Raw genomic sequence first — 19,947 nt, 5'->3', positions numbered from 1 at the left:
GTCAGCTATCCGCATATTGCCGCTGAAGGTCGTCGATTTGTTGCTGACTCAGGCCGGCCGCGATGTCGGAGGGCGTCAACCCGCCCCCGCCGCCGCGCACGTGCGCGCAGATGCCGGCCAACGCGTCGAACCACAACCGGCTCAGCCGGCTGACCTGCGCGTGATTCAGGGTCGAGGGCGCCCACGTCCAGCGGGCGTGCAGCTGCGGGCCGGTGTCGGCGTCGACCGTGCTGGCGTTGAGCTCCACGGTGTGCATCAGCGGCATGGGGATGGCCGCGGCGACGTCGGTGACCGACCACCCGTCGTGACCGAGCCGCCACACGTCGTCGGACGCCTCGGCCGGCCCGCCGAGCCGTCCCAGATAGTTGAACCCGATCGGCGGGTCGGACGGGGGCAACTCGACATCGCCGTTCAGGTAGCGCAACAGACCGTAGGTCAAGCCGTCCGGCAGCGCGCGAAGCTGCTCTTTGGCGTCTTTGACGACCGTCCCCAGCCCCGCGTCACCGGCCACCACCCGCGCCCACTCCAGCCCTCCGACCGAGACCGAAACCGGGTATTTTGTGGTGAACCAGCCGACCGTGCGGGACAGGTCGACATCGGGGGCCAGGTCCTCCTGGCGCCCGTGACCCTCCACGTCGATGACGATCGGCGCGGCAGCGCTGCCCACGAATTCCGCCACCGCCAAGGCGAACGCGATCAACAGGATGTCCTGCACCCCGGCATGAAACGCCGCCGGCACCTCGTCGAGCACCGCGCGGGTGGTCTCGGCATCCAGCTGCGCCGACAGGCTGCCCGCGGTCTGGTAGGTGTCCACCTCGGGGCGCACCGCCGGCAGCGCCGCGGGCACCGCCGCGATCCGCCGCCAGGCGTCGGCCTGCGCCACCACCTCAGGGCTGCGGGCATGCTCGGCCAGCAGCGACGACCAGTGCGCAAACGACGTTCCGGGCGCCGGCAGCACCAACTGCTGCCCGCCGCGATGCTGGGCCCAGGCGATGTTGAGGTCCTCCAGCAGGATCCGCCACGACACCCCGTCCACCGCCAGGTGATGAACGATCAACATCAACTGCCCGGTGTCGGGCACCCACAGCGCGCTCAGCATCATCCCGGCGGCCGGGTCCAGCCGCGAGCGCGCCTCGATCACCGCCTCGTCGGACAAGGCCGGCACCGCGCGCAGGCACCCACGGGCGTCCACCGAGCCGGCCTCGGGCACCGTCAGCGACCAGCCGTCGTTGCCGTCGCCGTCGACCCGCAGCCGCAGCGTGGCGTGGCGATCCAGCACGGCCTGCAAGACCGCCACCACGTCGGCCTCGGTCGCTCCGGCGGGCGCCTGAACCAACACGGTCTGGTTGAACTGGTCGACCGGCCCCGCGACGCCGCGCAGCCAGCGCATGATCGGCGTCGCGACCACCGGACCGAGGCCCTCGTCGCTCGCGCCGGCGCCACCGGTGGCGACTTCGGCCACCCGGGCCAGCTGGGCCACGGTTTGCTCGACGAATATGTCCCGCGGTCGGCACACCACCCCGGCGGCCCGCGCACGCGCCACCACCTGCATCGACAAGATGCTGTCGCCGCCGAGCTCGAAGAACGACTCATCCACCCCGACGCGCTCCAACCCGAGCACCTGCGCGTAGATGTCGGCCAGGATCTCCTCGACCGCGTTGCCCGGGGCCCGGTAGCGATCGACGTCCTGGTACTCGGGCGCCGGCAGGGCCCGCTTGTCCAGCTTGCCGTTGACCGTCAGGGGGACCGCGTCGATCACCACCACCGCGGCCGGCACCATGTAGGCCGGCAGCCGCTCGGCCAGCGCGGCGCGCGCTGACGCTGCAAACGAGGCCGGCTCGACGGTTCCGGTCACATACCCCACCAGGCGCTTGTCGCCGGGGCGGTCCTCGCGCGCGATCACGACGGCCTGCTCGACCCCGTCCAGGCCGGCGAGCGCGGCTTGAACCTCGCCCAGCTCGATGCGGAAGCCGCGGATTTTGACCTGCTCGTCGGCCCGACCCACATACCGCAGCTGCCCGTCGGCGCCCCACCACGCCAGGTCCCCGGTCCGATACATGCGGGTACCGGGCGGCCCGAACGGGCACGCGACAAACCGCGTCGACGTCAAGCCCGGCCGCCGCCAGTACCCGCACCCGGCGGCGCCGCCGGCCACGTACAACTCACCGACCACCCCGGCCGGCACCTGCCGCATCCACGCGTCGAGGACGAAGAAGGCGTACCGGCCCAACGGCACGCCGATGGGGCTGAGGGGGCTGTCGACGTCGTCGGGGAAGATCTCCCGGAACGAGGCGTGCACCGTCGTCTCGGTGGTGCCGTACAGGTTGAGCAGCCGCGGCGATTCCGGATGGTTGTCCAGCCAGGTCCGCAACCGCTGCGGCTCCAGTGCCTCACCGGCGAAGATCACCGCCCGCAGTTGCAGCTGACGTCCGAGCTCGCGCGCGAGCGCGTCCGCGGTTTGCAGCGCATAAAACGCCGACGGGGTCTGGCTCAGGACTTCGACCCGTTCTTTGACGAGCAGGGCATGGAAATCCTCGGGCGACCGCGCCACCGACTCGGGAACCACCACCAGGCGCCCGCCGGACAGCAGCGCACCCCAGATCTCGCAGACCGAGACGTCGAATGCCAGCGAGTGCCACTGCGACCACACCTGCCCGGGGGCCAGCTCGACGTCCAGGGACTCCAGCAGCCGGGTGACGTTGTGGTGGGTGATGGCCACGCCCTTGGGGACGCCGGTCGTCCCCGACGTGTAGATGAGGTAGGCGACGTTGTCCGGCTCCGGCACCGGCAGCGCCGTGCCGGGTTGGGGGCCGACGGCGGGGTCGGCGAGCTGAGCGACGTCGATGATCAGCAGATCGCGCCCGCCGAGCCGCTCGACCAGGCCGGCGGCGGTGATCGCCGCGGTCGGCGCGGCGTCGTCGAGCATGAACTCGATTCGGGCCGCCGGCACCGCCGGGTCGATCGGCACGTACGCCGCGCCGGTCTTGAGCACCGCCAGGATCGCCACGATCGCTTCGGCCGAGCGCTCCAGCAGCAGCGCGACCCGCCGCCCCGGGCCCACCCCGTGGCCGGCCAGCACGTGCGCCAACCGGTCAGCGGCCTCCTCGACCTCGCGGTAGGTCCACGACGAGTCCCCGAACGTGATCGCCACCGCCTCCGGGGCGCGCGCGGCCTGCGCGGCGAACATCGCCGGAATCGACTGCGAAGCGGGCGCTGGTTGGCTCAACACCGCCCGGTTGCCCCACCCGTCCAGCCCGTCCAGCTCCGCGGCATCGAACAAATCCATCGACGAGATCCGCCGCCCCGGGTCGGCGGTCATCGCGACCAGCACCCGGCCCAGGCGCTTCGCCAATTCGGCGACGTCGAAATTCGCCAATGGGCTGTCGGTGCCCGCCGTGCTGAGGAAGATCTGGTCCCCGCCGCCGGAGAACATCAACGCGAACGCGCCCACCTGAACGGGGTTGGTGAAGGACGCCGACGCCGCGACGCCGGCGAAGTCCATGGTCATCTTCGACGGCATGAAATTGACGCTCACCCGATTGGCCGACCGCCCCTGACCGGCCTTGCGCTCCAGGGCGTGCACCGGGAACCGCTGATGCTCCAGCGCCTCCCGGATTCGCGCATCGAGATACTCACAGAAGCCGGCGACGGTGGATTGCGGCGAAACGCTCAACACCAGCGGCACCACCCCGGAGACCATCCCCGGCAGCGTCTTGGACTCCGGACGCACGCGCCTGCTGACCGGAAACTCGAGGACCACCTCCGAGCCCTCGGCGCACCACCCGCGCACCAACAGCGCACATGCCGCGGTGATGACCGACGAGCGCGGCACCTTCCACTCGTCGGACAACTCCTGAACTCGTCGCAGAACGGCCGGGTCCAGGCGAACCGGCGCGGAAGGCGCGGACCGCTCTCCCTCATCGGCGGCCGGGAGGAACCCGTTGTGCGGTCGGCTTTCCGGGGGCAGGTTCGCCGTCCAGTAGTCCTGATCGTCCCGGTAATCGGGGGACGCTTCGTACTCCGACTCGCAACGCACCAAGTCCGGCAACGAGCCGAAGAACGCGGGCGGAATGGTTGCGTTTGCAACAATCGCGGCGTACACGGTCGCAATTCGATTCGCGATAAGCGTGATTCCGGTACCGTCCACGATTATGTGATGGAAGCACCCGAACAAATAGAATTCATCGGACCATGTTTGAAATAACGTGAAATTGAAAAGCGGTCCGGCCGGGGGCATTGGTGTCTGTTGGATCGACAATGCCATTCGACGGGCTTCCTGCACCGGATGGCGGGTGTCGCTCAGGTCGTGGAAGGCCACTTCGAGGTCCGGGTAATCGATCGCCCTTTGAAAGACCTGGCCGTCCACCTCGAATACTGCGGCTCTGGCCGGTTCGGCCTCCCGCATCACATGGCGGATCGCCCGCTGAAGCAATTCGCGGTCTACGGTGCCGTCGAATCGGACAAGCACGCCAAGCTGCCACTCCGTGCCGGAGTGACCCGTTTCTTGCGCGAGCCAAATGTCCAGCTGTCCCCGCGTCAGCGGGAGAGCCCGGTCATCAAGTTCCATCCGGATTACCTATCAAACCCCTGTCCCGCCGCTAACCTTTCGCGCAGAGTTTTCGGCCGTATATCGGTCCAGTTCTGTTCGATGTAGTCCAGGCACGCTGCGCGGTCCGCTTCGCCGTACACCACCCGCCAGCCGGCCGGAACATCGGCGAACGCCGGCCACAGGCTGTGTTGTTCCTCGTCGTTGACCAAGACGAAAAAACTGCCGTCGTCGTCGTCGAACGGATTAGTGCTCACCGCGTCTCCAGACCGTCTAACTGGACATGGGTATAACAAGTTCTAAACCATACTGGAGGCCCACAGAGCTTGTCTAAGCCTTCGTGGAATTTGCGGCGGCCGGGATCTACTAACGCCATCGCATCCGGAATCTTGCCTAGACAAACTAAAGGTACGGTTTTACCGGGCGCTTGCCGATCGGTGGTCTGCGGTGCGGCATGGGTCCGTGCGCCCCTGCCGCGACCTGCGGCGACTGGCGTGACGAGCGCGAGGACGCCGACGCGGTGGCCTCCGTCGTCGACATGGCCCCGGCCCGGAGCGGCACCGGGAGATCCGCCGGGGGGTCAAAGTAACCGGGAACCGGTTTCGCCATCGGGCCACACCGCCCTGCCCGCGCGAGGCGCCGCGACCCTCGCTCGGCGTCGCCCGCACACGATATGTATTAGGTGGCGGAAACTGCGGCGCGTCGCCTCGGCGAGACCGTGCCGGCTGCCCGGCAACGCCCGCGGCCCTCGGGCGCCCTTCGAACGGCGAAAGCAGCCATGCCAGGGCGACCTGACCGATGAGCCGGCGGCGCCGGCCGGGGCGAATTGGAGGCGTCCGGACCAGATGAATTTATGACGTTAACCCGTCCGGGTTGAGCTCTCACCAGACGCGAGCCGGTCGTGTAGCATCCAACCTGATTGAGTGGCGCGAACAGTGTGTATTCGAAATCAAAATATCCACAAATTAGAGCTGGTTGGGGCGAAATAAATGGACAGCCATAGCGAATCTTCGGCGCAGGTTGAATCGAAGGATAATTCATCGGTTGCAATGTCGGAGCACCTCGCTGACGACCTGCTGTCCACGACCGCCGGCGGGTGGAAAAGCTTTTATAATTTGCTCAGCCGGCGCCTCGAGGACGCCGGGGTCGCCGATTCATCGTTCTTCCTCAATTACGGCTACGCCCCGATGGGATCCAACGACGAATCCGCGTTCACCATTCGCCCGGGAACCTTCAACGCCAACTCGGTCCGGCTGGTGTTCGAAGTCATCGGGTCGGTCGACCTCAACGACCGCACCGTCGTCGAAATCGGATGTGGCCGCGGCGGCAACGCCGCACTGGTGGCGGAGAAGTTCAACGCCCAGGTGATCGGCATCGACATGTCCTCCGAAGCCATCGCGTTCTGCAGCAAGACGCACGTCAAGCGTCCGATCAACTTCATGGTCGGCGACGCACTGAATGTCCCCCTCCCCGACGCGTCGTGCGATGCCATCGTCAACATCGAGTCCTCGCACTCGTACGGCAACCTGCCGAAATTCCTGGGTGAGGTGCGCAGGATCAGCCGGCCCGGCGGATGGTTCCTACACACCGACTTCTTGAGCCCCGAGGACTGGGACCAGGTGCGGATGCGGTTGAAGCGCTCGGGCTTCGTCACCGAAAACGACCGGGACATTACGGCGAACGTGCTGGCCTCGCGCGACCAGGCCAGCGACACCTGGGCCCAGGTCTACGGCGACGGAAATGCCCGCGTCGCGAACTTCCTCGCGCTGCCGGGCTCCGCCATCTACGAGCAGATGCGCGCCGGCCTGTTGGAGTACCGGATCCTGAGATCCCAACTACGCACCGAAGCCGCCTAGCCTCCGGGCAGACATCACCACTCGAGGTCCGAATAGAACAGCGTCGATACCTCGCTTGTTCGCTCTTTGATGGCGAGAATTTCGCGGTCGCTGAGCCGGCTCTTCCAGTTTGAGACATTCACTTTGCTGTTGCGTCTGATGCTGAATTCGTCGCCCCGCTCCGGTTCGGAAGGGTTCTGTTCACCCGAGCTTGACTCGATCGCTGCGTGGACGCCGGCCGTGAATTCCAGGCCGAGCGTCGCATAGATTTTCCGAAAACTGCCCACGGGGTCCAGGGACAATTCTTCGTGCTTGAGGAACAACCACCCCGGATGACGCGTGCGATACTCGTCGATCACTGCGTATATGCAGTTCCATAGGAGAGCGCCTACCGGGATGATTTCCTGCTCATGCTCGGCGAAATAACGAATCTCCGATTCGAAGTCCGCCAACCGGGTCTCGCGCATCAGTTGCGGCTGACGCAGGAAGTGGTTGAAGTCGAATTTCCAATTCAGAATCTTCAGGCTGGAGCACAGCGCCGCGGGATGCCGGATCATGACCACCACGTTCATGCCGAACTGGCGGGCCAACCAGGGCGCGGAAAACACGGCGTGCGGATCTTTCATGACCGCCGTGTCTTTTCTTATCCGGTGCGTGGAAAGATTGGCAAAGGCCAAGAGGCTTCGTCCCGCTTCGCGCACGCTCCTGGAGTGCAGGAAATTTGTTCGCAGCGGGTATTTGAAATCAACCAGGTCATCAAGATATCTCGAGAATCGGTGAGAATTCTCGTCCGTTATGTACTGGAATTTCGCCCTGATGGGATTGGCGAAGCCGCACAAATCGCCGTTTTCCGGAGTGAAGGGCTCGTGGATATAACCCATTCCCGGCGCGTGGGCGATCATTCGGCCGGTCCAGGTCGTGCCCGATCGGGGGGCGCCGGTGACGAGAATCCGCTTTCTGACCTCGGGTGGGTCGGCGCACTCCCCTGCAATGGCCACGTCCCGCGTGCTCCCGTCTAGTTTTTTGACCTGCTGGCGAGGCGCAACGGAACGTTATCGGCCTCCTGATTAGCGACCTGGTCGTTGACTTCCGGGAGATGATTACGTGGGCTCGGCCAATCCCACCGAATCCGCCTTATCCGATTCCGGCACCTGACCGGCCAGGTACTCGGCCAGCGACCCGATGGTCGGATAGTCGAATACCGCGGTGGCGCTGATCGTGAACGCGCCGCCGAATTGCGGAAGCAACCGGTTGCTGAATTCGACCGCCATCAGTGAGTCGGTGCCCAGCTCCAGGAACCGGCTGGTTGCCGCCGGCGGCTGCGCCAGCCTCAGGAAATTCTGGACCTCGTAGCGCAGGTATTCGGTCAGGAAGCTGCCGCGCTCCGCCTCGGGCACCTCGTGCAGTTGCCGCAACAACTCGCTGTCGCCGCGCGTGGCCGTGACAGCGCTCGGCAGCACGTGGTCGAGCATCGCGGGGCGGGAGGCGCCCAGCCCCTTCGCCGCGCGCTGCCAATTGGCCTTGATGACCGTCGCCTGCCCGGTTCCGTGGGCGAGGATCTCGTCGAGCGCGGTGAGCGCGGCCGAGGGTTCCAGCGGGATCAGGCCCTGCGCGCTGAGGTTGGCGCGGGCGGCGTGCGAGGTGGCCATGCCGCCCTTTGCCCACGGACCCCAGTTGATCGCCGTCGCGGGCAGCCCTTGGGCCCTGCGCTCGGCAACGAGCCCGTCGAGCAGCGCGTTGGCGGTCGCGTAGTTGGCCTGACCGGGCGAACCGATCACGCTGGAGGCCGACGAGTAGACGATGAAGAAATCGAGATCATCGTTCTTCGTGAGCCGATGCAGGTGGCAGCCGCCGAAGGCCTTGGGCGCCAGGGCCTTGCGGAACCCTTCGAGGCTCTGCTGCGGCAGCAGCGCGTCCTCGAGGACGCCCGCCAGGTGCGCCACCCCCGCCAGCGGCGGCAACTCCGCCCGGATCCGCTCCAGCAGCTTTTCGACCTCCGGCTCGTCGCCGACGTCGGCCGTGAAGACGTGGATGCGGCTCCGGTACCGCTCGGTGATGTCGTCGATGGCCAGCTGTGCGTCCGCATCGGGGGCGCGACGGCTGGTCAGCACGATGTCGCCCGCACCGAGCTGGGCCAGATGGGCCGCCGTGTGCAGGCCGAGCGCACCGACGCCACCGGTGATCAGGTAGCTGCGGTCCCCGCGCGGCTGCAGCGGTTGCGGCATCTGCAGCACGATCTTGCCGATGTGCCGGGCCTGCTGCATGCGCCGGAACGCGGTCTTGGCCTCCGTCACCGGGTAGACCTCGGCCGCGAGCGGCGTCAGTTCGCCGGCGGCCATGCTGTCCGCCAGTTCGGCCAGCAAGTTCCCGGTCCGCTCGGGTTCGTTTTCGATGCACCAGTCCAGCGCGATGATCTCGTAGGCGATGTCGGGACGGGTCGCCGCCATCTGCTCACGCGTCCAGATGTCGCGCTTTGCGATCTCGGCGAACCGGCCGCCCTGTGCGGTCGCCCGCACGGTCGCTTCGATGAAGCCCTCGTTCGTGAGGCTGTTGAGCACCACGTCGACCCCGGCACCGCCGGTGTCGGCCAGGATCTGGTCCGCGAAATCCGTGCTGCGCGAGTCGTAGATGTGCTGCACGCCCATCTTGCGCAGCGTCGCGCGCTTGTACGCGCTGGCGGTGGCGAACACCGTCGCACCGCGCTGCTGGGCTATCTGGATCGCGGCCAGACCCACGCCACCGCTGGCGGCGTGGATCAGCACCCGATCACCCGGCCCGACCTGCGCCCAGTCGAACGCCAGCCGCGTCGTCAGCGCCCCGGCGGGGATGGTCGCCGCTCCCACGGCGCTCACCCCGTTCGGCACGGCCGCCAGGAACCGGGCCGGCACGTTGACCCGGGTGGTGAACGACCCCGGCATGAAGCCGAAGACGCGCTGGCCCACCTCGAAACCGGTCACGCCGGAACCCACTTCGGTGACGACGCCGGAGAGGTCGCCGCCACCGATCCGTCCCGGATCGCCCGGGTACAGGCCGAGCACGTTGAGCACGTCCCGGAAGTTGAGGCCGGCGGCCTCCACCCGGATCTGCACCTCACCCGCGCCCGGCGCCGGGACATGGATCTCGGACAGACGAAGGTTGTCGATCGCGCCGCGCTCGGTCACATCCAGGAGGTAATCGCTCGAGCGCGGTACCTCGAGGTGTCCGTCGCGCGCCCACGGCAGCAGCCGCGGCACGAAATACTTTCCTTGTCGCAGTGCCAGTTCGGGCTCCTCGGCGGGTGTGCCGAGCAGGCCCGCCAGCGAGCGCACCGCGTCGTCGGCCCCGTCGCTGTCGACCAGCCGGCAGCGCAGGCTCGGCTGCTCGGTGATCACGGTGCGCCCGAAGCCCCACAGCGCCGCCTGCGCCGAGTCCACCGGCTCGCCGGACTCGGTCGCCACCGCGCGTTCGGTGACGATCCACAGCCCGCCGGTGAGCTTCAGGTCTTGCTGCGCCAGCAGCGCGCGCACCACCGTGAGCAGCTCGTCGATCTCGGTCTCGAGCCGCGTGGCGAATTCGGGGCCGGTTTCTTCCGTCTCGGGCCGCCCCGGGCTGCGCCAGACGACGCCGGAGACGGGGGCGCCGCGCTCCTGCGCCTCATTGAGCAGCCGCCTCCAGTGCTCGGGATCGGTGGCACGGTCCACCGAGACTGCGCCCGGCAGCTCGGCCGCCAGCCCGTCGAACCCGGCGATCAGCCAGGTGCCATCGCCACTCTTGTCGGCGCCGCCCGACGCCGGCGCGGGCACTTCCTCCCAGCCGAGGGTGTACAGGTTGCGGGTGGCATCGCCGCCGAGCCCGCGCAGCAGCGCCTCCCGCGGCGCGCGTTTGACCGTGAAGTCACGAATCTCGCCGAGCTGGCGACCGTCGCGGTCCACGAAGTCGAGGTCGAAGGCCTGCGTTTCGCTGTCCAGGCCGCCACTCTGCCACCGCGCGCGGCAGTAGAACCGCCGCGGCATCTTGTCGTGCAGCACCACCCGCCCATACCGCAGCGGCAGGAACAGGTCGCTCAGGCCCTGGCCTTCCTCGGTCGCCGAGAGCGCGGCCTCCAAGGCCGGGAAGGCGATTCCTGTGCACAGGTCGAGCAGCACCGGGTGGATCGGCTCGCTACCGAGCTGCTCGGCAAGCTCCTCGCCGATCGCGATGTCGCCGACCGCCTCGCCGTCACCGGCCCACAGCGATTTGAGCGACGTGGACCAGGTCGGACCCCAGGTCAGCTCCATGTCGGCGAAGGTGTCGAACAGCTGCTGCGGGCGCGTGCGCCCCAGCCGCTCGCACGCGGCGTCGATGGATTCCGTCGGCTCCAGCGCGGGCTCGTCCGCAGCGTCACCGTCGCCGCCGACGATCCGACCGTCGGCGTTCAGCGCCCACTCGGCGTCGCGATCGCCATACGGCCGGCTGTGCACCTGGAAGGTCCAGCCGCTGCCGTCCTCGAGGGGATGCACCGTCAGCTGCACCTCCCGGGAGTTTTTGTCCGGCAGGATGATCGGCTCGTAGAAGAAGACGTCGCGCACCTGGGCCGGAGCCCCGACCGCGGCGATGGCCATCGCGGCGTACGTCGCGCCCGGAACGACGACGGTGCCGTAGATGACGTGATCGGAAAGCCATGGCTGCGACTTGACCGACCACCTGCTGGTGTAGACCGAGTCGCCGGACGCGAGGTCCTTTGCGCTACCCAGGATTCCGGATGCGACGGCGCCGTCGATCGCGACGTCGGCGGTCTTGGGCCAGAAGCGACGGCGCTGGAACGGATAGGTGGGCAACTCGACCGTGTGATGCGGCCGGTGGTACAGCGCGGCGAAATCGGGCCGGTGGCCCGCCACGTACACCGCGGCCAGCGCTTCCGCCATCTGCTGCCAGGCGTCGACGCCCTTGCGCAGCGACACGATCGAACGCGGGGTGGCCGAGGATTCCGGCCAGGCCTGCACCGCGGCCCCGGTCAGGACCGGTTGCGGTCCGATCTCCATCAGCACCGAGCAGCCCAGCGCCGCCACGGTTTGCACGCTTTCGGCGAACTGCACCGGCTGGCGGGAGTGCCGCCGCCAATACTGCGCGTCCAGCGGGGTCTCCGCGGTGATCACCGCGCCGGTGCGGTTGCACACCAGGGGCAGGGTCGGAACGGCGAACTCGAAACCGTTTGCGAACGACTCGAATTCGTCGAGCGCCGGCTCCAGCAACTCCGAGTGGAAGGCGTGACTGGTTTCCAGCCAGGTGCAGCGGGTGCCGTCGCCGCTGAGCCTGGCGACGATCTGTTCCAGATCGCCCGCCGGACCCGACAGCGCGGTGTTGGGGCCGTTGTAAGCGGCAACCGAGATGTGCGGGAACTCGTCGGCGATGCGTTCCACTTGCTGCGCGTCGGCGAACACCGCCACCATCCGGCCACCCTCGGGCAGGTTCCCGAACAGCCGGCCGCGCTCGGCCATCAGCCGGGCCCCGTCCTCGAGGCTGAACACGCCGGCCACGCAGGCCGCCGCGTACTGGCCCACGCTGTGGCCGAGCACCACGTCAGGCTCGATGCCCCAGGACTGCCACAGCCGGGCCAGGCCCATTTCGACGGCGAACAGCGCCGGCTGGGCGAATGAGGTGTGCCGCAGGGTGTCTCCCGCGTCGTCGTCGAACATCACCTCGAGCAACGGGCGCGGCAGCATCCCGTCGATCGCCGCCGCGCATTGCTTCACGGTGTCGGCGAAAACCGGCTCGGTGTCGAACAACTCGCGCGCCATCCCCGAGTACTGGCTGCCCTGCCCGGTGAACAGCCACGCCGTCTTCGGCGGGTCACCGCACTCGCCGCGCACCGCACCCGGTCCCAGCCGGTTCTCGGCCAGCCCGGCCAGCAGATCGCGGGCTGCCTGGACCGAGTCCACCACCAGCGCGGCCCGGTGTTCGAAGTGCGAACGCCCCACCGCGGCCGTGTAGCACACGTCGGTGATATCGGCCTCGGGGTGCTCGTCCAGCCAGGCCCCGTACCGCCGCGCCAACGACACCAGCGCCTGCGGTGACCGCGCCGACAGGGGCAGCACGCCGACCGGTTCGTGTCCGGCGGCCTGCTCGGCGGCCGCGGTGACGTCGGGGGCCGAAGGTTCGTCGGGGACTTCGGATTTCGGCGGCGCCTCCTCGATGAGGACGTGCGCGTTGGTGCCGGAGAACCCGAAGGAACTTGTCCCGGCGCGGCGGGGCCGGCCGTTGGCGTGCCACGGCAGCGGCTTGTCCACCACCCGCACCGGCAGCGAGTCCCATGGGATGTTCGGCGACGGGTTCTCGAAGTGCAGGTTCTGCGGCAGGACTTCGTGCTGCAGCGACAACACGACCTTGATCAGGCCGGCGATCCCGGCCGCCGATTCGAGGTGGCCGATGTTGGTCTTCGCCGATCCGATCAGCAGCGGTTGGTTCGGGTCACGGCCGGCGCCGTAGACGGCCGCGGCCGCCTGGACCTCGATCGGGTCGCCGAGCGAGGTGCCCGTGCCGTGCGCCTCGAGGTAGTCGACATCGCGGCCCTCGACACCGGCCCGCGCCAGCGTCGCGGCGATAAGCCGTTGCTGCGCACCACCGTTGGGCACCGTCAGACCGCTGGACGCGCCGTCCTGGTTGACCGCGCTGCCCCGGATGACGGCGCAAATCTGGTCGCCGTCGCGCTCGGCGTCGCTCAGCCGCTTGAGCACCAGGATCCCGCAGCCTTCGCTGCGCGCGTAGCCGTTCGCGGCCGCGTCGAACGTCTTGCAACGGCCGTCGGCGGCAAGCATTCTGGCGCGCGAGGTGGCGACGATGGACGCCGGGCTCACCAACACATTCACCCCGCCGGCCAGCGCCATGTCGCAGTCACCGGAATGCAGGGCCTGGCAGGCCTGATGGACCGCCACCAGCGAGGCGCTGCACGCGGTGTCCACCGCCATCGCCGGCCCTTCCAGCCCGAGCGCGAACGCGACCCGGCCCGCGATGACATTGAGCGCGTTGCCGGTGATGAAGTGGGCCTCGATGGTGTCGACCGAGTTGGCGTTCAGCAGCTGCGAATACTCGTTGGCGGCCACGCCCACGAACACGCCGGTTCGACTGCCGCGCAACCCCGCCGGCGCGTACCCGGCACGCTCCAGGCCCTCCCACGCGATCTCGAGCATCAACCGCTGCTGGGGATCCATCCACACGGCCTCGCGCGGGGAGATGCCGAAGAACTCCGGATCGAATCCGTCGATGCTTTCCAGGTATCCGCCGTAGCGGGTGTAGATCTTGCCCGGCGCCTCGGGATCCGGGTCGTAGTACTCGTCGACGTCGAAGCGGTCGTCCGGGATCTCCCGGATCGCGTCGACACCGCCGGACAGCAAGTCCCAGTACGCCTCGGGATCCGGCGCGCCCGGGAAGCGGCAGGCCACCGCGACGATCGCGATCGGCTCGTCGGTGCGCGCCGTCACCGCGGCCGCGGCCGGCGAAGGCTGCGCCGCGGCGGTCGCCGGCGCCGGGGCGTCCAGGCTGAGCACGTCGTTGACCAAGAAATTCGCGACGTCGGTGATGCGCGGGTAGTCCATCGCCAGGGTCGACGGCAGCTCCGCGCCCACCGCCCGCTCGAGCCGGCGCCGCAGTTCGACGGCCATCAGCGAATCCATGCCGAGGTCGAAAAGCCCGGCCTCCTCGCGGATTTCCGCGGGGTCGATGCGGGTCACCTCCGCGACCGCGTCGCGCAGATAGTCCACGACGAGCTTCTTCCGCTGCCCCACCGGGGCGGCGGTGAGCCGTTCCACCAATTGGGTGGAGGACCCCGACGCCGACGGGGCTTGCTCCGACTCGGGCACCTCGCGCTGCAACTGCGTGAAGAAGGATCGCTTGCCCGCCATCTGGTAGAGCGGCAGGAACTTGGCCCAGTCGATGCGGGCCACGACGCCCTGCGATGCACCCTTGTCCGAAGAGGCCATCAGCTCGGCCATGCCCGCCAAGGCGTCGGCGGGCGACAACGGCCGGACACCACGCTTGTCCAGTTCCGCGCGGGCGGCCTCGTCGGCCATGCCGGCGTTCGCCCACGGGCCGAAGTTGACGCTGACCCCGGGGACACCCTGCTCACGCAGCCGCCAGGTCAACCCGTCGAGGAAGGCATTGGCCGCACTGTAAGCCGTTTGGCCGCCGGCGCCCCACACCCCGGCGATCGAGGAGGTGCTCAGGAAGAAGTCCAGCTTCAGGTCGGCGGTGGCTTCGCTCAGATTCCAAGCGCCCCAAACCTTCCCGGCGAACACCCGATCCACTTCGGCGTCGTCCAGGGCTTGCAGCGGGGTGGTGCTGATCTCGCCCGCGGCATGGACGACCCCGGCCAGCGGCGGGAGGTCGGCCCGCAATGTGGCCAAGACATGGGCGACGTCGTGCGGGTTGGAGACGTCGGCCGTGATGACCCGGACTTCGGCGCCCGTCTGTTCGCCGATCGCGTCGATGCGTTGTTGCGCGGCCTCGCTGGGTGCGCGCCGGCTGGTCAGCACCAGGTGCCGGGCGCCGTGCGCGGCCAGGTATCCGGCGACCTCGAGCCCGATCGCGCCGAGCCCGCCGGTCACCAGATACGTTGCGTCCTCACGCAGCGCCAGCGGCGTCGCGGCCGGCTGCCCCGTGCGTCGGGTCAGCCGGGGAACGTAGACCGCCTGGTCCCGAAGCGCGAATTGGTCTTCACCGGCCGGTGCGGCCTCCAGCTGCTCGACGAGCCGGGACCACTGGTCGGCGCCGCCACCGGCCAAATCCGCCAGTCCGCCCCACAATCGGGGATGTTCCAGCGCGGCGGCGCGACCGAAGCCCCACAAGCACGCCTGCGCCGGTGACACCTTGTCCGCGCCGGTGACCCGTTGTGCGCCACGGGTTATCAGCCAGATGGGCGCGCGCAGTTCGGCGGCGGCCGCGGCGCAGAAGAGTCGCCGCGTTCCGCTCAGGATCTGGTGTTGCATCCGCAGCAGCGACTGCGTCGACGGCGTCGTGTCCGATCCGAGGCCGGCGAGGTGCAGGATCCGCAGCGACGGTTCGTCCGCGACCGCGGTACGCAGCACGCCCTGCAGCCGGTCCGCGTCCGCGTCGGACACCGGCAGGCCGACGATCTGGTGCCGGTGCCCGCGCGCGGTCAGCGCGTCGACCAACGGCTGGACCGCCGCGGCGTCGTCGGCGACGAGCAGCCAGGCGGAGCCCTCACCGGCGCCCGAGGCCTTAGCGGCGGACTTCTCCCAGCGGATCTCGTAGCGGGAGTCCACGATGGACTGGGCGTTGCGCTGTTGGTTGTGTTCTGCCGCAAGCTGTCTCAGCACATCGACGGTCTGCGGATCGGTGTTCCCGCCGCCGAGCAGCGCCGCGAGCTCCTCGATCCGGCCGTCCTCCAGGAGCCCGACGGCTTGGGTCCGCACGGCCGAGGCCTGGCTGGAGGTCGGGGTGGGCGTGGCCCGCTGCTCACGGAACCAGTACTCGCGGTGCTGGAACGGATAGGTGGGCAGGTCGAGCTTGCGCGCCGTCACCGGCGCCAAGGCGGCGAAGTCCGGCCGGTGCCCGACGATGTAGGCGTTGGCGAGCGCTTCGGTGATCTGGCGATGATCGGCGATGTTCTTCCGCATCGACGCGATCGCCCGCGGCGCGGTGGCCGGGTCCGGCCACGCCCGCATGGCCGCCGCGGTAAGGATCGGTTGCGGGCCGATCTCCAGCAGCATCGTGCAGTGCAGTTCGGAAAGCGTGCGCACACTCTTGGCGAACTCCACCGGCTGGCGCGCGTGGCGGCGCCAGTACGCGCCGTCCAGTTTCGCGCTTCGGCCCAGGGCCGCGCCGGTGCGGTTGCACACCAACGTCTTTTGGGGAGCGCCGAACTCGAACCGGTTCGCGTACGCCTCGAATTCATCGAGGACCGGATCGAGCAGCGCCGAGTGGAACGCGTGGCTGGTGTCCAGCCAGTCGCAGCGCACACCGTCGGCTTCCAGGCCGGCCACCGCCTGGTCGAGATCGTGCACGGGTCCCGACAGCACGGTGTTGGCGCCGTTGTAGGCGGCCACCGACAGGCTCGGGAACTCGTCGGTCATGCTTTCCACCCGCTCGGGGGCGGCGAAGACCGCGACCATCCGGCCGCCGTCGGGCAGGCTGCCGAACAGGCGGCCGCGCTCGGCCATCAGCAGCATTCCGTCTTCGAGCCCGAACACGCCGGCCAGGCAGGCCGCCGTGTATTGGCCGACGCTGTGGCCGATCACCACGTCCGGTTCGAAGCCCCACGACTGCCAGAGGCGGGCCAGGCCCATCTCCACCGCGAACAACGCGGGCTGTGCGTAGCTGGTCTGCCGCAGCGCGTCGTCACCGTCCGGGTCGAAAATCACGTCCAGCAACGGTCTTTCGAGGACGTCGGCGACCGCCGCCGCGCACCGGGTCATCGTCTCGGCGAACACCGGCTCCGTCTCGAAGAGCTCCCGGGCCATGCCGGCGTACTGGCTGCCCTGACCGGTGAACAACCACGCCGTCTTCGGGCGGTCGGTGCAGTCACCGCGCAACAGGCCCGGCGCCGGGCGATCGTCGGCCAGCGCGGTCAGCTGCTCCCGCGCGGAGTCCGTCGAATTCACCACCAGGGCGGCCCGGTGCTCGAAGTGTGATCGCCCGGCCCCGGCCGTCAGGCAGACATCGGCCAACGAGGCGTCCGGGTGGGCAGCCAGCCAATCGGCGTATGCCTTGGCGAGCTCCGCCAACGCGGCCGGGCTGCGCGCCGAGAGCGGCAACAGGCTGAACCGCCGGTCGTCCGACGGCGCCGCGGTTGCAACCGGGGCCACCTCGGGCGCTTCCTCGATGATGATGTGCGAGTTCGTCCCGGAGAACCCGAACGAGCTGACCCCGGCGATGCGGGGCCGCCCGTCGCGGGGCCAGGGCAGGGCCTCATCCACCACCCGCACCGGCAGCCGGTCCCAGGGAATGTGCGGCGAGGGCTTGCTGAAGTTCAGGTGCTTCGGCAGCACCTCGTGCTCGAGCGACAGGATCACCTTGATCAGACCCGCGATTCCCGCGGCCGCCTCCAGGTGCCCGATGTTCGTCTTCACCGACCCGATCAGCAACGGCCGGTCGGCGTCGCGGCCCTTGCCCAACGCCGCACCGGCGGCCTGGACTTCGATCGGATCACCGAGCGAGGTGCCGGTCCCGTGCGCCTCGAGGTATCCCACGTCGCCGGGTGCGACGCCCGCGCACTGCAGCGCCTCGGCGATCACCCGCTGCTGGGCGACGCCGTTGGGCACCGTCAATCCGCCCGACGCGCCGTCCTGGTTGACCGCGCTGCCCCGGATCACGGCCCGGATCCGGTCGCCGTCCCGGATGGCGTCCTCGAGGCGCTTCACCACGACGACACCGGCGCCCTCGCCGCGCACATAACCGTCGGCGGACGCGTCGAAGGTCTTGCACTTCCCGTCCGGGGCCAGCATGTGCGCGTGCGAGAAGGTCATCGCGGTCTTGGCGCTGAGCAGCACGTTCACGCCGCCTGCCAAGGCCAGGTCGCATTCCCCGAAGCGCAGCGCCTGGCAGGCCTGATGGACGGCGACCAGCGACGAGCTGCACGCCGTGTCGACGGACACCGCCGGGCCCTGCAGCCCCAGCCCGTAGCTGATGCGGCCCGCTCCGGCGGCGGACGACGTCCCGATCGCTACGTAGGCCTCGATCTCCTCGTAACTCAGCTGTTCGGATATCAGGCCCAGATAGTCGTGGGTGCCCAGGCCCATGAACACACCGGTCTTGGTGTTCGCCAGAGCCGACGGCGCGGTGCCCGAATGCTCCACCGCCTGCCACGCCGTCTCCAGCAGGATCCGGTGTTGCGGGTCGATCAGCATGGTTTCCCGGTTGGACAGCCCGAAGAACGGCGCGTCGAATCCCGTTACGTCGTCGATGAACCCGGCCCGGCGGCTGACGATCTTTCCGGGCGCGTCGGGGTCGGGGTCGTAAAACTGGTCGACGTCCCAGCGGTCCGGTGGCACCTCCGAGAGCGCATCCCGGCCTTCGGCCAGCACCTCCCAGAACGCGTCGGCGTCGGCCGCGCCCGGAAGGCGCACCGCATACCCGACTATCGCGAAGCTGTCACCCGTCCCCTGTGATCCACGAAGATCGCTCATTTCCGACCGCCGATCATCTGCTGTTGCTTCTCGTCGTTGACCAAGACGAAAAAGCAGCCCCCGCCGTCATCGAAGGGATTGATGCTCAACCGCGTCTCCAGACCATCTACTCGACATGGGTATAACAAGTTCTAGACCATACTTGCTGGGTGAGACGCCTGTCACGCGAATAGGTAACTGAGACTGCCGTCACCCGGGTTGCCGATCGGCGCCCTTACGAGCCGGTCAGCCGGCCACCCGCGACCGGGCGAAATTCTCGACCAGATCGCCGGCGGCCTTGGTGCCTTTGGACGCAACGCTCATTTCGGCGGCGACTTCGCGCGCCCGGGCGGCGTACTCCGGGGCGAGAATGGTGCGGAGGTCCTGCAGAAGCGTTTCGGTGGTAGCGGTCGAAAGGCGCCGCGCGGTGCCCACCTTCAATCGTTTGATCTGATTTCCCCAGAAGAACTGGTCGGGCAGCTTCCACAGAATCAACGCGGGGACGCCCGAGCGCAGCGCGGCGTTGGTGGTGCCCGACCCTCCGCGGTGCACGATCGCGCGAACCGTGGGGAAGATCCGGGCGTAGTTCATCGTGTCCACCACCTTGACGTGGTCAAAGTGGGGGCCGTTGCTGTAGTCGCTGCCGGCCGACACCACCAGCCCGCGCACCCCCAGCTCCGCGGTGGCCGCGCCGATCATGGTCATGATCTGGATCGGGTCGTCGACCGGGATGCTGCCGAAGCCGAAAGAAATCGGTGGCTCGCCTTCGGCGATCCAGGCCGCGATCTCGTCGTCGGCATCCGTCTGCCACTCCAGCGTCAGCGTGCCGACGTTGGGCCGCTCCTTGGTGAATTCCGCCCACTGGGCCGGCAGCCAGGGGAACAGCGCCGCGTCGTAGGCCTGCAGTTCCAGCGACCCGCGTTCGACGATCCGTTGTGGCGCGGGTTTGGTGGCCTTCGGCAGGCCGAGCTCGCGGCGCTGCGCGGCCTCCACCTTTTTGCTCAGCAGCCAATATCCCCACTCGTACGCCCTTACCTGCCGGGCGGCGGTGGCCCGGATCGGGTTGTAGTGCAGCGTGGCCAACGGAATGTTGTAGTACTCCGCGACACTGCTGGCCTGCTCCTCCCAGCTCTGGCCGGTCAACAGCAGGTCGGCGCCCTCCGCCGCCGACACGAGCGTCCTGCTCATGTCCATCCAGCAGCCGGTGAAGACGTCCCATCGGTCGCGCCAGAACTTGATCAGGCCCGCGACTTTCCAGGGGTGGCGGCGAAACAAACTCATGAAGCTGCGCAACGGTTTCATGCTCTCGGACCAGTCGACCCCGTAGGCGACGGCCTGTAGCCCGAGCTTCTCGACGAAGGCGATCTGGTCGGGCGGGACGGCCATGCACACGTCGTGCCCGCGGCGCGCCAGCTCACGGCCGACGACGGCGACCGGCTCGATATCGCCACGGCTTCCCCAGCACGCCAGCACAAACTTCATGGAGCTC

7 protein-coding genes are annotated in these 19,947 nt (G+C 68.6%); 1 reads left to right on the top strand and 6 read right to left on the bottom strand.

The features are described 5' to 3' along the window. Position 1: 1 nt before the first annotated feature. Together N415_RS31970 and N415_RS19840 are read right to left on the bottom strand one after the other, a co-directional pair. Positions 2 to 4,567 carry a non-ribosomal peptide synthetase gene (locus N415_RS31970; protein WP_068185775.1) on the bottom strand — a complete coding sequence of 1,522 codons (4,566 nt, stop codon included), beginning with the start codon at positions 4,565 to 4,567 and terminating at the stop codon, positions 2 to 4. A 5-nt stretch (positions 4,568 to 4,572) separates the two neighbouring features. Further along, positions 4,573 to 4,803, bottom strand: coding sequence for an MbtH family protein (locus N415_RS19840; RefSeq protein WP_067160589.1), 231 nt, complete (start codon positions 4,801 to 4,803; stop codon positions 4,573 to 4,575). Positions 4,804 to 5,595: 792 nt separating this feature from the next. Here N415_RS19840 and N415_RS19835 point away from each other — a divergent pair. Further along, a complete protein-coding gene (locus N415_RS19835; RefSeq protein ID WP_068185772.1) occupies positions 5,596 to 6,402 on the top strand; it encodes a class I SAM-dependent methyltransferase in 807 nt (268 codons plus the stop codon). A gap of 14 nt (positions 6,403 to 6,416) precedes the next feature. On the opposite strand, the gene N415_RS19830 is transcribed toward N415_RS19835, so the two are convergent. From N415_RS19830 to N415_RS19820, 4 genes are all read right to left on the bottom strand, one after another. Then, a complete protein-coding gene (locus tag N415_RS19830; protein WP_081665368.1) occupies positions 6,417 to 7,379 on the bottom strand; it encodes a sulfotransferase in 963 nt (320 codons plus the stop codon). Between the two features lie 102 nt (positions 7,380 to 7,481). Continuing rightward, a complete protein-coding gene (locus N415_RS19825; protein WP_068185766.1) occupies positions 7,482 to 18,479 on the bottom strand; it encodes a type I polyketide synthase in 10,998 nt (3,665 codons plus the stop codon). Then, positions 18,476 to 18,568: an MbtH family NRPS accessory protein gene (locus N415_RS31585; RefSeq protein ID WP_158089850.1), complete on the bottom strand. Its 93-nt coding sequence runs from the start codon at positions 18,566 to 18,568 to the stop codon at positions 18,476 to 18,478. The genes N415_RS19825 and N415_RS31585 overlap by 4 nt, the downstream gene beginning before the upstream one ends. Before the next feature lie 136 nt (positions 18,569 to 18,704). Further along, positions 18,705 to 19,940: a nucleotide disphospho-sugar-binding domain-containing protein gene (locus N415_RS19820; protein WP_068185763.1), complete on the bottom strand. Its 1,236-nt coding sequence runs from the start codon at positions 19,938 to 19,940 to the stop codon at positions 18,705 to 18,707. Positions 19,941 to 19,947 lie beyond the last annotated feature (7 nt).

The sequence above is a fragment of the Mycobacterium sp. UM_CSW genome (genome assembly GCF_000455205.1).
Classification (GTDB): Bacteria; Actinomycetota; Actinomycetes; order Mycobacteriales; family Mycobacteriaceae; genus Mycobacterium.
The sequence above is the reverse complement of the archived record's forward strand: the minus strand, read 5'-3'. Positions and strand labels throughout refer to the sequence as shown.

Bases quoted from the DNA above. Each gene is read 5' to 3' on its own strand.
- N415_RS31970 (WP_068185775.1), bottom strand. From the start codon at position 4,567: ATGGAACTTGATGACCGGGCTCTCCCGCTGACGCGGGGACAGCTGGAC.
- N415_RS19835 (WP_068185772.1), top strand. From the start codon at position 5,596: ATGTCGGAGCACCTCGCTGACGACCTGCTGTCCACGACCGCCGGCGGG.
- N415_RS19825 (WP_068185766.1), bottom strand. From the start codon at position 18,479: ATGAGCGATCTTCGTGGATCACAGGGGACGGGTGACAGCTTCGCGATA.
- N415_RS19820 (WP_068185763.1), bottom strand. From the start codon at position 19,940: ATGAAGTTTGTGCTGGCGTGCTGGGGAAGCCGTGGCGATATCGAGCCG.